12 protein-coding genes are annotated in these 13,812 nt (G+C 69.0%); 6 read left to right on the forward strand and 6 right to left on the reverse strand.

Translation table 11 applies throughout. The features are described 5' to 3' along the window. A partial coding sequence (locus LWW96_RS13510; protein ID WP_291487896.1) for a transposase occupies window positions 1–128 on the forward strand: 128 nt, incomplete at its 5' end. A 259-nt stretch (window positions 129–387) separates the two neighbouring features. Here LWW96_RS13510 and LWW96_RS13515 read toward each other — a convergent pair. The 5 genes from LWW96_RS13515 to norR all read right to left on the reverse strand — a co-directional run bounded on the left by LWW96_RS13515 (window position 388) and on the right by norR (window position 6,585). Continuing rightward, window positions 388–2,259 (reverse strand): phosphoenolpyruvate carboxykinase (GTP), encoded by a 1,872-nt coding sequence (locus LWW96_RS13515; protein WP_291487814.1) that lies wholly within the window; start codon window positions 2,257–2,259, stop codon window positions 388–390. A gap of 318 nt (window positions 2,260–2,577) precedes the next feature. Further along, on the reverse strand, window positions 2,578–3,285 hold the full coding sequence (gene queC, locus LWW96_RS13520; RefSeq protein WP_291487816.1) for a 7-cyano-7-deazaguanine synthase QueC: 708 nt from the start codon (window positions 3,283–3,285) through the stop codon (window positions 2,578–2,580). Between the two features lie 113 nt (window positions 3,286–3,398). Further along, window positions 3,399–3,545: a hypothetical protein gene (locus LWW96_RS13525; RefSeq protein WP_291487818.1), complete on the reverse strand. Its 147-nt coding sequence runs from the start codon at window positions 3,543–3,545 to the stop codon at window positions 3,399–3,401. A 152-nt stretch (window positions 3,546–3,697) separates the two neighbouring features. After that, entirely contained in the window at window positions 3,698–4,897 is a 1,200-nt protein-coding gene (locus LWW96_RS13530; protein WP_291487821.1) for a threonine ammonia-lyase, read from the reverse strand. A gap of 113 nt (window positions 4,898–5,010) precedes the next feature. After that, window positions 5,011–6,585 carry a nitric oxide reductase transcriptional regulator NorR gene (gene norR, locus LWW96_RS13535; RefSeq protein WP_291487823.1) on the reverse strand — a complete coding sequence of 525 codons (1,575 nt, stop codon included), beginning with the start codon at window positions 6,583–6,585 and terminating at the stop codon, window positions 5,011–5,013. A 153-nt stretch (window positions 6,586–6,738) separates the two neighbouring features. Between norR and LWW96_RS13540 the strand changes: the two genes are divergently transcribed. The 5 genes from LWW96_RS13540 to LWW96_RS13560 all read left to right on the forward strand — a co-directional run bounded on the left by LWW96_RS13540 (window position 6,739) and on the right by LWW96_RS13560 (window position 11,790). Then, window positions 6,739–7,167, forward strand: a complete 429-nt coding sequence (locus LWW96_RS13540; protein WP_291487825.1) for a hemerythrin domain-containing protein — start codon at window positions 6,739–6,741, stop codon at window positions 7,165–7,167. A 268-nt stretch (window positions 7,168–7,435) separates the two neighbouring features. Further along, complete coding sequence (locus LWW96_RS13545; RefSeq protein ID WP_291487826.1) at window positions 7,436–9,454, forward strand: ribonucleoside triphosphate reductase; 2,019 nt, start codon at window positions 7,436–7,438, stop codon at window positions 9,452–9,454. 96 nt (window positions 9,455–9,550) lie between these two features. Next, window positions 9,551–9,739 carry an anaerobic ribonucleoside-triphosphate reductase gene (nrdD, locus tag LWW96_RS13550; protein WP_291487828.1) on the forward strand — a complete coding sequence of 63 codons (189 nt, stop codon included), beginning with the start codon at window positions 9,551–9,553 and terminating at the stop codon, window positions 9,737–9,739. A 3-nt stretch (window positions 9,740–9,742) separates the two neighbouring features. Further along, entirely contained in the window at window positions 9,743–10,456 is a 714-nt protein-coding gene (locus LWW96_RS13555; RefSeq protein ID WP_291487830.1) for an anaerobic ribonucleoside-triphosphate reductase activating protein, read from the forward strand. Between the two features lie 89 nt (window positions 10,457–10,545). Next, window positions 10,546–11,790: a lipase family protein gene (locus LWW96_RS13560; protein WP_291487832.1), complete on the forward strand. Its 1,245-nt coding sequence runs from the start codon at window positions 10,546–10,548 to the stop codon at window positions 11,788–11,790. 81 nt (window positions 11,791–11,871) lie between these two features. Here the strand turns inward: LWW96_RS13560 and recQ are convergent, their stop codons facing one another. Further along, window positions 11,872–13,761 (reverse strand): DNA helicase RecQ, encoded by a 1,890-nt coding sequence (gene recQ, locus LWW96_RS13565; protein WP_291487834.1) that lies wholly within the window; start codon window positions 13,759–13,761, stop codon window positions 11,872–11,874. Window positions 13,762–13,812 lie beyond the last annotated feature (51 nt).

Below are 13,812 nucleotides of genomic sequence, written 5' to 3' on the forward strand. Positions count from 1 at the left end.
CCATGCACACCGGACAGCTCGAGGGGATCAACAACCGCATCAAGGTCATCAAGCGCATGGCTTATGGCTACCGTGACTGCGAGTACTTCTTCCTCAAGATCAAGGCCGCGTTCCCCGGGAATGCGTGAAGAACCAAAAAAACGCCCCTTCGGGGAAGGGGCGAACAAAAGGACTGGGAGGTAGCGAGCGGCCCAGGGCGCAGGTGCCCGGGCCGCTAAGGATGCTCTGCACGAATTGAGCGGTAAGTGGGCGCTGCGGATCGGGAGGGGCTGCTAGGCGCAAAACGCAGCAATAGCCGCAGCTATTGCGAGGATTTGCAACGCAGCAGACTGCCCGAGGCCGCAGATGCACGCGGCGCGATGATTCGTGAAGAGGATCCCTAACAGGTCAGGCGGCCAGGCGCTTTTCCAGCGCGGCCTTGGTGTCCAGCAGGGCCTGGGGCAGGTGGTAGGCCAGCTGCGCAAAGTGCGCATCGTGCAGCTTGAACTCGTCGGCCCAGGCGGCCTTGTCGATGCTGGTGACAGCGGCAAACTGCTGGGCATTGAAGTCCAGGCCCGTCCAGTTGATCTCGGCGTACTGCGGGGCCACGCCGAACATTGTTTCCTGGCCGGTGGCCTGGCCTTCGATGCGGTCGATCATCCACTTCAGCACGCGCATGTTGTCACCGTAGCCGGGCCAGACGAACTTGCCGGCCTCGTCCTTGCGGAACCAGTTCACGCAGAAGATCTTGGGCAGCGTGGCGCCGGTCGCCGCAAGCTTGCCTTCCATGTTCAGCCAATGCTGGAAGTAGTCGCTCATGTTGTAGCCGCAGAAGGGCAGCATGGCGAACGGGTCGCGGCGCACCACGCCCTGGGCGCCGAAGGCGGCGGCGGTGGTTTCGCTGCCCATGGTGGCGGCCATGTACACGCCTTCCGTCCAGGTGCGGGCTTCGGTCACCAGCGGCACGGTGGTGGAGCGGCGGCCGCCGAAGATGAAGGCGTCGATGGCCACGCCGTTGGCGTCATCCCACTGCGCGTCCAGCGCGGGGTTGTTGGTGGCAGCCACGGTGAAGCGCGAGTTGGGGTGGGCGGCCTTGGCGCCGGTTTCCTTGGCGATCTGGGGCGTCCAGTCCTTGCCTTGCCAGTCGATCAGGTGGTCCGGCACCTTGCCGGTGTCCTTTTCCATGCCTTCCCACCACACGTCGCCGTCGTCGGTCAGCGCCACGTTGGTGAAGATCACGTCCTTGTCCAGGCTGCGCATGCAGTTGGGGTTGGTGTGCATGTTGGTGCCGGGGGCTACGCCAAAGTAGCCGGCTTCGGGGTTGATGGCGTACAGCTTGCCGTCGGCATGGGGCTTGATCCAGGCGATGTCGTCACCGATGGTGGTGACCTTCCAGCCCGCAAAGCCGGCTTGGGGAGGCACCAGCATCGAGAAGTTGGTCTTGCCGCAGGCGCTCGGGAAGGCCGCCGCCACGTGGTACTTCTTGCCCTGGGGGTTGGTCACGCCCAGGATGAGCATGTGCTCGGCCAGCCAGCCCTGATCGCGGCCCATGGTGGAGGCGATGCGCAGCGCCAGGCACTTCTTGCCCAGCAGCGCGTTGCCGCCGTAGCCCGAGCCGTAGGACCAGATCTCGCGCGTTTCGGGGTAGTGCACGATGTACTTGACCTTGGGGTTGCAGGGCCATGCGGTCGTGTCCTTCTGGCCTTCGGCCAGCGGGGCGCCCACGGTGTGCATGCAGGGCACGAACTCGCCTTCCACGCCCAGCACGTCGTACACGGCCTTGCCCATGCGCGTCATGAGCTTCTGGTTCACGGCCACGTAGGCGCTGTCGGTCAGTTCCACGCCAATGTGGGCAATGTGGCTGCCCAGGGGGCCCATGCTGAAGGGCACCACGTACATCGTGCGGCCCTTCATGCAGCCGTCAAACAGGGGCTGCAGCGTGGCGCGCATCTCGGCGGGGGCCATCCAGTTGTTCGTCGGGCCGGCGTCTTCCTTCTTCGCCGAGCAGATGTAGGTGCGATCTTCCACGCGGGCCACGTCGGACGGGTCGGAACAAGCCAGGTAGCTGCCGGGGCGCTTGGCGGGGTTGAGCGTCTTGAAGGTGCCGGCATCGACCAGTTGCTGGCACAGGCGGTCGTACTCTTCCTTGGAGCCATCGCACCAGTAGATGGTGTCGGGTTTGCACAGGGCGGCCATGTCGGCCACCCAGGCGAGCAGGCGGGCGTTTTTGACGTAGGCGGGGGCGTTGAGCTTCAGGCCCTGCATGGTGGGTGCGTTCATCGGGAGCTTCCTAAGTTGAAAACGGTCTTTTCAAAGGAAGCGCCCGGGGGCGGCTGAGGCCTGGCGCAGGGTGCAGATGCTGAGCGCTGCCTTTGAGAAAACGGCTTCGTGGCTCAGTCGGCGGGCGGCTGCCGTGGTGGTGCCCCGCGGGTGGAGGGGCTAGTTCCACGGATTCCGCGGGTCGGCTGGGATGGCAATTTTATGAAGCCAGCCCGGCCGTGTCTGTCAGACAGAGCCGAAAACAATGCAAAAAAAGCATAGGGTTATGCTATCCGGCGCCGCGCCGCCAGCCCTTCTGTGGATGGGCAGCGCGGCGATTCACTGCGCATCGTCGGCACGCCACCGCTCGAACCCCGCGCGCCGCAGCGCGCAGGCGGGGCACTCGCCGCAGCCGTAGCCCCAGGCGTGCAGGGTGTCGCGCACGCCGTGGTAGCAGGTGTGCGATGCGGTGACGATCAGCTCCACCAGCGCGTCGCCGCCCAGGGTGCGGGCCAGTTCCCAGGTGGCGGCCTTGTCCAGCCACATCAGCGGGGTTTCGAACGTGAAGCGCTGGCCCATGCCCAGGGACACGGCGACCTGCAGGGCCTTGAGGGTGTCGTCGCGGCAGTCGGGGTAGCCGGAGAAATCGGTTTCGCACATGCCGCCCACCAGCGTGTGCAGCCCGCGCCGGTAGCCCACGGCGGCGGCCAGGTTGAAGAACAGCAGGTTGCGCCCGGGCACGAAGGTGTTGGGCAGCCCGGCGGTGGTCATCTGGATCTCGGTTTCGCGGGTCAGCGCGGTGTCGCTGATGCGGCCCAGCACGGACAGGTCCAGCAGGTGGTCTTCACCCAGGCGCTCGTGCCATTGCGGGAACTGCTCGCGCAGGCCCGCCAGCACGGACTGGCGGGCTTCCAGTTCCACATGGTGGCGCTGGCCGTAGTCAAAACCGATGGTCTCCACGCGGGCGAACTGCGAAAGCGCCCAGGCCAGGCAGGTGGTGGAATCCTGTCCGCCGGAAAAAAGAACGAGGGCGTGGCCGGGTCTCATGGGAAGCTCCTTGAAAGGTCGTGGGGCGGGAGGAAAGATGGCGGTGCCGGGCCGGCGGGCGAAAAAAAACCCCGCGGCGCGGGGCTTTGCTGGCGGGCGCGGTGCGCGGACGCTCAGGCCATGTACACGGCGATGAAGGCCAGCAGCAGCATCATGATGCCGCCGACCACGGGCAGCACCAGGGGCACGACGTGCACCACGTTTTCCACGGGGTCGTTCGAAGGCGCGGGGGAAGCATGGGCAGTGGTGTGGTCGGACATCGGCAGTCTCCAGGTGCTTGCTTGAAACAAAACTTGCGCATTCTAGCCGTGCGGGGCCCGGCGGCCAACCTGGCTGGGCGCCGGCCCTTCGGGCGGGTGGGGGATGGGGCGCTTGTGCCCCAAGGCATTCCCACAAATCTTTGGATCGGCGATCAGAGCAGCACGGCTTCCATGCCCGCGCCGCGCAGCTGGGCCAGCACCTCTTGCACGTGGGCCTTGCTGCGGGTCTGCAGCACCAGTTCGATCTCCACGTTTTGCGCGGCCAGCAGCGTGAAGGCGCGCTGGTGGTGCACTTCCCCGATGTTGGCGCCTGCGTCGGCCACGGTGGCGGTGATGCGGGCCAGCACGCCGGGCACGTCGCGCGCGCTGACCTTGATGCGCGCGAGGCGGCCGGAGCGCACCATGCCGCGCTCGATGATGGCGGCCAGCAGCAGCGGGTCGATGTTGCCGCCCGACAGCACCAGCCCCACCCGTTTGCCCCGAAAGCGCTCGGGGTGCCGCACCAGGGCCGCCAGCGCGGCGGCGCCCGCGCCTTCCACCAGGGTCTTCTCGATCTCCAGCAGCATCAGCACGGCTTGCTCGATGTCGCCTTCGTCCACCAGCAGCAGGTCGTCCACCAGGCGCTCAACCACTTCCTGGGTGATCTTGCCGGGCGTGCCCACGGCAATGCCTTCGGCAATGGTGGAGGTGCCCTGCGGGTGCTGCGTGTGGCGCACGGCGTTGACCATGGAGGGGAAGCGCGACGCCTGCACGCCCACCACTTCGATGCCGGGCTTGACGGCCTTGGCCGCCGTGGCCATGCCGGCGATGAGGCCGCCGCCGCCGATGGCGATGACCAGGGTGTCCAGATCCGGCTGCGCGGCCAGCATCTCCAGCGCCACCGTGCCCTGGCCGGCGGCGATGGCCTCATCGTCGTAGGGGTGCACGAACGTGAGGCCCTGGCGCTCGGCCAGCGCATAGGCGTGCTGCCGCGCTTCCTCCAGCGTGTCGCCGTGCAGAACCACCTCGGCGCCAAAGCCGCGCGTGCGCTCCACCTTCACGCCCGGGGTGAAGCGCGGCATCACGATCACCGCGCGCAGGCCCAGGCGCTGCGCGTGGTAGGCCACGCCCTGCGCGTGGTTGCCCGCGCTCATGGCGACCACGCCCCGCGCCCGCTCGTCGGCCGACAGCTGCGTGAGGCGGTTGTAGGCGCCGCGCTCCTTGAACGACGCGGTGAACTGCAGGTTTTCAAACTTCAGGAACACCTGCGCGCCCACGATCTGCGAGAGCGTCTTGGATTCCACACAGGGCGTGTCCGGCACCTGGCCTTGTAGGCGGGCGGCGGCGTCGCGGATGTCTTGGAGGGTGAGCATGGCGCCATTGTGGCCCAGTCCCGGGAGCGCGCCGCCGCCGCGAAGGTCTGTGAAGAAAAATGGCCCCTGGCGCCCGCCAGTCAAGCGCAAAAAGCTATAAAAATAGTAGCAAACTACTTGAGCCCGAGCCGCCGTGCCAGCTTGTGCAGGTTGCTGGCGTCCACCTCCAGCATCCGCGCGGCCTGGGCCCAGTTGCCCTGGCAGCGGCCCAGCGCGGCGCTGATGTGCGCGCGCTGGCAGGCGTCCACCACGTCCCGCAGGGGGCCGGGGGCGGGGCCGGTTTCGCCCGCCGGCGGGGGCGGCGCGGGCGGGCGCGCGGGGGTGGCGCCAGCCGCCGCGGGGGGCACGGCCGTGTTGGACTCCAGGTCGAGCAGCGCCGGCTCCAGCGTCACGATGTCCGCCCGGTTCACCCCGCTGCGGCTCAGCGCCTTGAGGGCGGCGCGGCTGATCACGTGTTCCAGCTCGCGGATGTTGCCGGGCCAGGCATAGCGGCGCAGCGCCTCCTGGGCGGCGCTGGACAGGCGCAGGCTGCGCAGGCCCAGCCGGGCGCGGTTGAGCTCCAGGAACCGGCCGGCGATCAGCAGCACGTCGTTGCCCCGCTCGCGCAGCGGCGGGATGGGCACGGGGTACACCGACAGGCGGTGGTACAGGTCGGCACGGAAGGCCCCGGCCGTCACCTGCTCGCGCAGGTTGCGGTTGGTGGCCGCGATCACGCGGACATGGACGCGGCGGGGGCGGTCGGCGCCCAGGCGCTGGATTTCGCCGTTCTGCAGCGTGCGCAGCAGCTTGGCCTGGACGGGCAGGGGCAGCTCACCCACCTCGTCCAGAAACAGCGTGCCGCCATCGGCGGCCTCGAAGCGGCCGGGGCGGTCGGTCACGGCGCCGGAGAACGCGCCGCGCACATGGCCGAACAGCTCGCTCTCCGCCAGCGACTCGGGCAGGGCCGCGCAGTTCACATGCACCAGCGGCTTGCTGCGGCGGGGCGACTGGCGGTGCAGCCGGCGCGCAAACAGTTCCTTGCCCACCCCGGTCTCGCCCAGCAGCAGCACGGGCAGGTCGGAGGCGGCCACCACATCCAGCTCGTGCAGCAGGCGCAGCAGCGGGGCGCTCTGGCCCACGATCTCCTGGTCGGCGTCGCCGCCGACTGCGCCGCGCTCGTCGTCGCCAGCGCGCAGGGGCGGGGTGGTGCGCAGGGCCTGCACCTCGCGTTCCAGCCGGGAGATGCGCACCGCGGCCTCGGCCAGCACGCGGTAGCCGGCCAGCGCGGCGCGTGCGTCTTCGCCGAAGGTGCCGGTCTGCAAGGCGTCCAGGGTGAGCACGCCCCAGGGCTTGCCGTCCACCTCCAGGCGCGTGCCCATGCAGTCGTGCACGGGCAGGGGCTCGCCCACCAGCGTGTCCAGCAGGCCGTCGTACGGGTCGGGCAGCTGGCTGTCGTGGTGAAAGCAGGTCACCTCGCCGCGCGCCAGGATGGCCGCCAGCCGGGGGTGCTGGCTGACGGCAAAGCGCCGCCCCAGGGCCTCGGGCACCAGCCCGTCCACCGCCACGGGGCGCAGGTGGTCAGCCTCCAGCTGCAGCAGCGCCACGGCCCCGCAGCGAAAGCGCGCCCGCAGGTGGGCCGCCAGCCGCTGCAGGCGCACGGCCTGCGGCAGGTCGGTGGCCAGGTCTGCGAGCACGGGGTTTTCAAGCATGGTGCATATTACCCTGGTGTGGTGAAAAACACCTTGATTGGCGGGGTGAAAAACACCTGCCCTGCGCCAAGTCCTTGATTCGCAAGGGCACGCCGGCTGGCCCGCGGCTTGCGATACCCGAAAGCCCTTCACCGCCGCACCGCGCTTTTCCTTATGAACCTCGACAAATTCAAGCACCAGCACACGGACATCCTGCGCAGCATCGCCACGCTGCGGGCGCTGGCCCACGCGGGCGTGGAAATCCATGCCGGCTCCATCGCCCAGGGCATCGTGGCCATGAGCGGCACCATCAAGCTGCACCTGGCCGTGGAAGACCAGGTGCTGTACCCCGCGCTGCAGCGGGGCGGCAATCCCGACCTGGCGCGCATGGGCCGCCAGTACCAGAGCGAGATGGCGTCCATCGCCAGCGCCTACGACGCCTTTGCGCGGCGCTGGAACACCGCCGAGAACGTGCGCCGCGATCCGCAGGGCTTCCGCGAAGAAGCCAATGCGGTGCTGCGCCGCGTCTTTGAACGCATGCAGCGCGAGGACCGCGACTTCTATCCCCGCATCGAGGAGGAGGAGACGGCCCACTGCGCCTGAAGCGCCTCTTCGGTCCCTGCGCCTTCGCGCCTTCGCCCCGGTCCCTGCGGCCGCGGCCCGCGCATCCCCTGAGCACCTTGCGCACGCTCGCCTGAATCCATCGGTAGGGCCTGACGGCACCTTCCTTCTGCCGGCCTTCTGGGCCGGTTTTTTTTTTGCCCGCGTGGGGTGCGCGTTTGTGCGGGATCAAACTACCTATAGTGTTTGATGGGTATCGTGAACACCATAGGTAGTGTTTTCAACCGTTTTACGAAGATCGGGCTTTTCCATGGCGTCCACCCTTGTCTGCCTGCCGCGCGAGGTCATCGACCGCAACGGCCAACGGGCTCCCTTTGATGCCGACCGCATCCGCGCGGCGCTGCGGCGGGCCGGTGCCGCCACGGGCGAGTACGGCGAGGACGAGGCGCAGCTGCTGGCCGCGCAGGTGACCAAGGTGCTGATCCACCGCTTCCATGGCGAGGCGCCCACCATCGAGCAGATCCAGGACGTGGCCGAGCAGACGCTGATCGCCGCCAACCACCTGGCCACGGCGCGCGCCTATATCGTCTACCGCGAGCAGCACGCCACCCTGCGCGCCGACCGCCAGGCGCTGGTGCACGTGGAAAGCTCCATCAACGAATACCTCACCCGCGCCGACTGGCGCGTGAACGCCAACGCCAACCAGGGCTACTCCCTGGGCGGGCTGATCCTGAACGTGGCGGGCAAGGTCACGGCCAACTACTGGCTCTCGCACGTGTACACGCCCGAGATCGGCGAGGCGCACCGCAGCGGCGACATTCACATCCACGACCTCGACATGCTCAGCGGCTACTGCGCTGGCTGGTCGCTGCGCACGCTGCTGCACGAGGGGCTCAACGGCGTGCCGGGCAAGGTGGAGGCCGGGCCGGCCCGGCACATGAGTTCGGCCGTGGGGCAGATCGTGAACTTCCTGGGCACGCTGCAGAACGAGTGGGCGGGCGCGCAGGCGTTCTCGTCGTTCGACACCTACATGGCGCCCTTCGTGCGCAAGGACGGCATGGACTATGCCGCCGTGCGCCAGTGCATCCAGGAACTGGTCTACAACCTCAACGTGCCCTCGCGCTGGGGCACGCAGACGCCGTTCACCAACCTCACGTTTGACTGGACCTGCCCCGAGGATCTGCGCGAGCAGGTGCCCGTGATCGGCGGCGTGGAAATGCCGTTTAGCTATGGCGAGCTGCAGGCCGAGATGGACCTCATCAACCGCGCCTACATCGACGTGATGACCACCGGCGACGCCAAGGGGCGCGTGTTCACCTTTCCCATCCCCACGTACAACATCACCCAGGACTTTCCGTGGGAGAGCGAGAACGCAGAGCGGCTCTTCGACATGACGGCCAAGTACGGGCTGCCGTACTTCCAGAACTTCATCAATTCCGAGCTGGAGCCGAACATGGTGCGCTCCATGTGCTGCCGATTGCAGCTGGACCTGCGCGAGCTTTTGAAGCGCGGCAACGGCCTGTTCGGCAGCGCCGAGCAGACGGGCAGCCTGGGCGTGGTCACGCTCAACTGCGCGCGGCTGGGCTACCTGCATGCGGGCGATGAGGCCGGCCTGTTCGCCGCGCTCGACCGGCTGCTGGAGCTGGGCAAGCAAAGCCTGGAGACCAAGCGCAAGCTCATCCAGCGCCTGATGGATGACGGCCTCTTCCCCTACACCAAGCGCTACCTGGGCACCTTGCGCAACCACTTCAGCACGCTGGGCGTGAACGGCATCAATGAAATGGTGCGCAACTTCACGGGCGGCGCGCAGGACATCACCAGCGACTGGGGCCATGCCTTCGCGCTGCGGCTGCTGGACCATGTGCGCGAGCGCATGGCGCAGTTCCAGGAAGAAACCGGCCACCTCTACAACCTGGAGGCCACGCCCGCCGAAGGCACCACCTACCGCTTCGCCAAGGAAGACAAGAAGCGCTGGCCCGCCATCCTGCAGGCGGGCACGGCCGAGCAGCCGTACTACACCAATTCGTCGCAGCTGCCCGTGGGCTTCACCGACGACCCGTTCGAGGCGCTGCAACGGCAGGAGGCCCTGCAGGGCAAGTACACCGGCGGCACGGTGCTGCACCTGTACATGGGCGAGCGCATCTCCAGCGGCGCGGCGTGCCGCGAGCTGGTGAAACGGGCGCTGACGAACTTCCGCCTGCCCTACATCACCGTCACGCCCACGTTCTCCATCTGCCCCACGCACGGCTACCTGGCGGGCGAGCACAAGTTCTGCCCGCGCTGCGACGAAGAGCGGCTGGAGGCCAAGCGGCGGCGCCTGGCGGCCTGACGCAAGGATTTAGGCCAAAAAGGCCTCTGGCGCTTGCGTGACAAGCGCAGGCAGCTATCAAAACAGAAGCATTTTCAACCCCAAGGAGTTTTTTCCATGCGCTCTCTTTCCACCCCCGAATCCGCGGACCTGGCCGCCGTGCAGCTCACCGACGCCGAGCGCCAGCCCTGCGAAGTCTGGACCCGCGTGATGGGCTACCACCGCCCCGTGGCCAGCTTCAACACCGGCAAGCAGGGCGAGCACCACGAACGCCAGTTCTTCACCGAGCCCGCGCGCGGCTGCTAGGGCATGGCACGCTCCGCCCCGGCCGAGGCCTTGCGCATCGGCGGGCTGACGCCGCTCACCACCATCGACTTTCCCGGCAAGCTGGCGGCCGTGGTGTTCTGCCAGGGCTGCCCCTGGCGCTGCGGCTACTGCCACAACCCCGGCCTGCTGGACGCCGCGCAGCCCGGCGCGCTGGGCTGGGGCGACGTGCTGGCCTTGCTGCGCCAGCGGCGCGGCCTGCTGGACGGCGTGGTCTTCTCGGGCGGCGAGCCGCTGGCCCAGGCCGGCCTGCCCGATGCGCTGGCGCAGGTGCGCGCCCTGGGCTTTGCCACCGCGCTGCACACCGGCGGCATGTACCCCGAGCGCCTGGCTGCGGCGCTGCCGCTGCTGGACTGGGTCGGGCTGGACGTGAAGGCGCCCTGGGCGCGCATGGCCGCCGTCACCGGCGCGCCCGGCAGCGGTGAGCGGGTGCGCGCGTCGCTGGCGCTGCTGCTGGCCAGCGGCGTGGCGCACGAGTGCCGCACCACCTGGCACCCGGGCCTGTTCCCGCAAGAGGAACTGCAGGCCCTGGGCACGGAGCTGCGCCACCTGGGCCTGCGCGACTGGGTGCTGCAGCCCTGTGCCGACCCGCGCCTGCCCGGCAGCGCCCCCGCCGCCCGGCAGGCGCTGCAGCAGGGCGTGGCCCAGGCCCTGCCCGGGCTGGCAGGGGCCGTGGTGCGCGGCGGACCGGCGGTGTGAGCCGCTGTCTGTCAACGATCTTTTCCAGGCCCTGCGCGGCGCGGGCGCGCCCTTATCCTCATCGCACTGTCGAGTGAAGGAGAAAACACATGCAATGGCGCGCGATGCCCCTGGCCCTGGGGATGCTGGCGTTGGCCCTGACCGGCTGCGGCGGGGGTGGCGGAGACAGCGATAGCAGCAGCGACGGGGGTGGCGGGACCACGCCCGTGCCTTCAGAGCCGTCCACACCCTCCACGCCATCCGGGCCGTCCGTGCCATCCACGCCGCCCCGCCAGCAGGGGCAGCTGCTGTCGGCCCAGAGCCTGTCCGAGATCGGTGTCGAATCCTTCACCGCCGCGGTGGCCGCGGGCACGGGCCGCATTCCGCCCCTGCAGCCGCGCTACAGCGTTGCCACCTACCGCCTGACCTACCTCACGCGCGACGCCGACGGCGCCCTGGTGGAAGCCTCCGGCCTCGTGGCCGTGCCCAAGAAGGCTGCGGGCGCGGCCGGCAGCCCGGTGCTGGGCTACCAGCACGCCACCACGTTCACCAATGCGGAAGCGCCCTCGCTCAACCTGGCGCCCAGCGAGCCGCCGCTGGTGCTGGCCTCGCTGGGCTACATCGTCGTCGCGGCGGACTATGTGGGCTTTGCGCACAGCAACGCCTCGGCCCACCCCTACCTGCAGTCGCAGGCCACGGCCCGTGCCGTGCTCGACATGCTGGATGCCGCCCAGCAGTGGCGCCGCGCCGCGCAGGTGGCCGACAACGGCCAGCTGTACCTGCTGGGCTACTCCGAAGGCGGCTATGCCACCATGGCCGCGCACCGCGAGATGGAGCGCTCCCACAGCCCGCTGCTGCCGCAGCTGCGTGCCACGCTGCCCGCGGCCGGCCCGTTCGACATGCAGGTGACCCTGGACACCCAGCTGGAGCGCGTGCGCGACGAGTACCCCGCCGTGGGCTGGATGCTCAGCCCCGGCGCGCTGAGCCACCTGGGCTCCACCGTGCGTGACGAAGTGCGCCGCCTGCTGCTGCGCGCCCTGGTGCCGGCCGATGCCGACGTGCGCTACGACGCGCGCTTCCTGGACACCTACCTGGCCGACGACAAGGAGACGCTGCGCGAGCAGAACAGCGTGCACTGGGGCTGGACGCCGAGCGTGCCGGTGTACCTGTTCCACGGCCGCGACGACGCCACCGTGCCGTTTGCCGCCTCCGTGTCGGCCTACGACACCCTGCGCGCCAGCGGCGGCGCGCCGGTCAGCCTGCGCGAATGCAATAGCGTGGTGCCCAGCGGCCACACCGCCTGCGTGCCCGAGTACTTCGGCTATGCGCTGGCGGTGATGGGCACGGCCCCCTGACCTTGCGACCGAGTTGACCGTGCTGACCGCACCCCGGCCCGGCACGGCGCCGGGCCCCTTCGCCGCCGGCTGCCCCGGCGGTTACCCCTGCACCACCCGCAGCACGTCGGCGCCGTAGGCCTCCAGCTTCTTCGCCCCCATGCCGCTGATGCCCTGCAGGTCGTCCAGCGTGGTGGGCGCGCGCTCCGCAATGGCGGCCAGCGTGGCGTCGTGGAAGATCACGTAGGCCGGCAGGTTGTGCTCGCGTGCCACCTCGGCGCGCCAGGCCTTGAGGTTGATGAAGCGCACCTGCGCGTCCGGGCCCAGGTTGGCGGCGGCGGGCGGTGCGCTGCCCTTGCGGGTGCGCGTGCTGCTGCGCTTGGCGGGGGCGGCAGCGGTCGATTCGCGCAGCAGCACCGGCACCTCGCCGCGCAGCACGGGGCGCGAGCCTTCGGTCAGGCTCAGCGTGTCAAAGCTGTGCCCGCTCTCCAGCATGACCTTCTGCAAGCCCACGGCCCCGGTGGCCAGCAGCTGGCGCAGCACGCCGCGCAGCTGGGGTTCGGAATAGTCCTTGCCCACACCGAAGGTGGACAGCTTGTCGTGCCCGAACTGCTTGACCTTCTCGGTGTCCTTGCCGCGCACGATGTCCATGATGTGGCCGGTGCCGAAGGTCAGGCCGCTGGCCTGCTGCACGCGGTAGATGGTGGACAGCAGCTTGCGCGCAGCATCCGTGCCGTCCCACACGGCGGGTGGATTCAGGCAGTTGTCGCAGTTGCCGCAGGGCGTGGAGTGCTCGCCAAAGTAGCCCAGCAGCCGCACGCGCCGGCAGTCCGTGGCCTCGGCCAGGGCCAGCAGCGCATCTAGCTTGCCGCGCATCACCTGCTTGAACTCTTCGCTGGCGGGGCTCTCGTCGATCATGCGGCGCTGGTTCACCACGTCCTGCAGGCCGTAGGCCATCCAGGCGTCGGCGTTCAGCCCGTCGCGGCCCGCGCGGCCCGTCTCCTGGTAGTAGCCCTCGATGTTCTTGGGCATGTCCACGTGCGCCACAAAGCGCACGTCGGGCTTGTCGATGCCCATGCCGAACGCGATGGTCGCCACCATCACGATGCCTTCCTCGCGCAGGAAGCGGTCCTGGTTCTGCTGGCGCACCTCGGCAGGCAGGCCCGCGTGGTAGGGCAGGGACTTGAGGCCCGCGTCCACCAGCGCTGCTGACATCTCCTCCACGCGCTTGCGCGACTGGCAGTACACCACGCCCGCGTCGTCCGGGTGCTCGTGCTCGATGAAGCGCAGCAGCTGCGCCAGCGGCTCCTTTTTTTCTTCGATGCGGTAGCGGATGTTGGGCCGGTCGAAGCTGCTCACGAAGTGCTGCGCGCCCTCCAGCTGCAGCCGCTCCACGATGTCGGCGCGCGTGAGCGCATCGGCCGTGGCCGTGAGCGCGATGCGCGGCACGCCGGGGTAGCGCTCGTGCAGCACGGTGAGCGCGCGGTACTCGGGCCGGAAGTCGTGGCCCCACTGGCTTACGCAATGCGCCTCGTCGATGGCAAAGAGGCTGAGCACGCCCTGCTGGTACAGGTCGTCCAGCAGGCCCAGGAAGCGCGGGGTGTTCAGCCGCTCGGGGGCCGCGTACAGCAGCGTGATGCCGCCCGTCTGCAGGCGCAGCTCCACGTCGCGCGCCTCGTCGTAGCTCAGCGTGGAGTTGAGGAACGCCGCCTCCACCCCCGCCTCGTGCAGCGCGCCCACCTGGTCGTGCATCAGCGCGATCAGCGGCGACACCACGATCGCCACGCCCCGCCCCTGCTGCTGGCGCACGATGGCCGGCACCTGGTAGCACAGCGACTTGCCGCCCCCCGTGGGCATGAGCACCAGCGCATCGCCGCCCGCGATCACATGCTCGACGATGGCCTGCTGCGGGCCACGGAACTGCTCGTAGCCGAAGACGTCGTGCAGAACGGTGTGGGCGGGCGAAGGGGAAGGGGACAAACGGGCGGACAAACGAATGCTCTGAAATTGATAGCTGTTTGCGCTTGATGGAAGCGCGCTGGA

The organism is Acidovorax sp. (assembly GCF_021287135.1).
Lineage (GTDB): Bacteria > Pseudomonadota > Gammaproteobacteria > Burkholderiales > Burkholderiaceae_C > Acidovorax.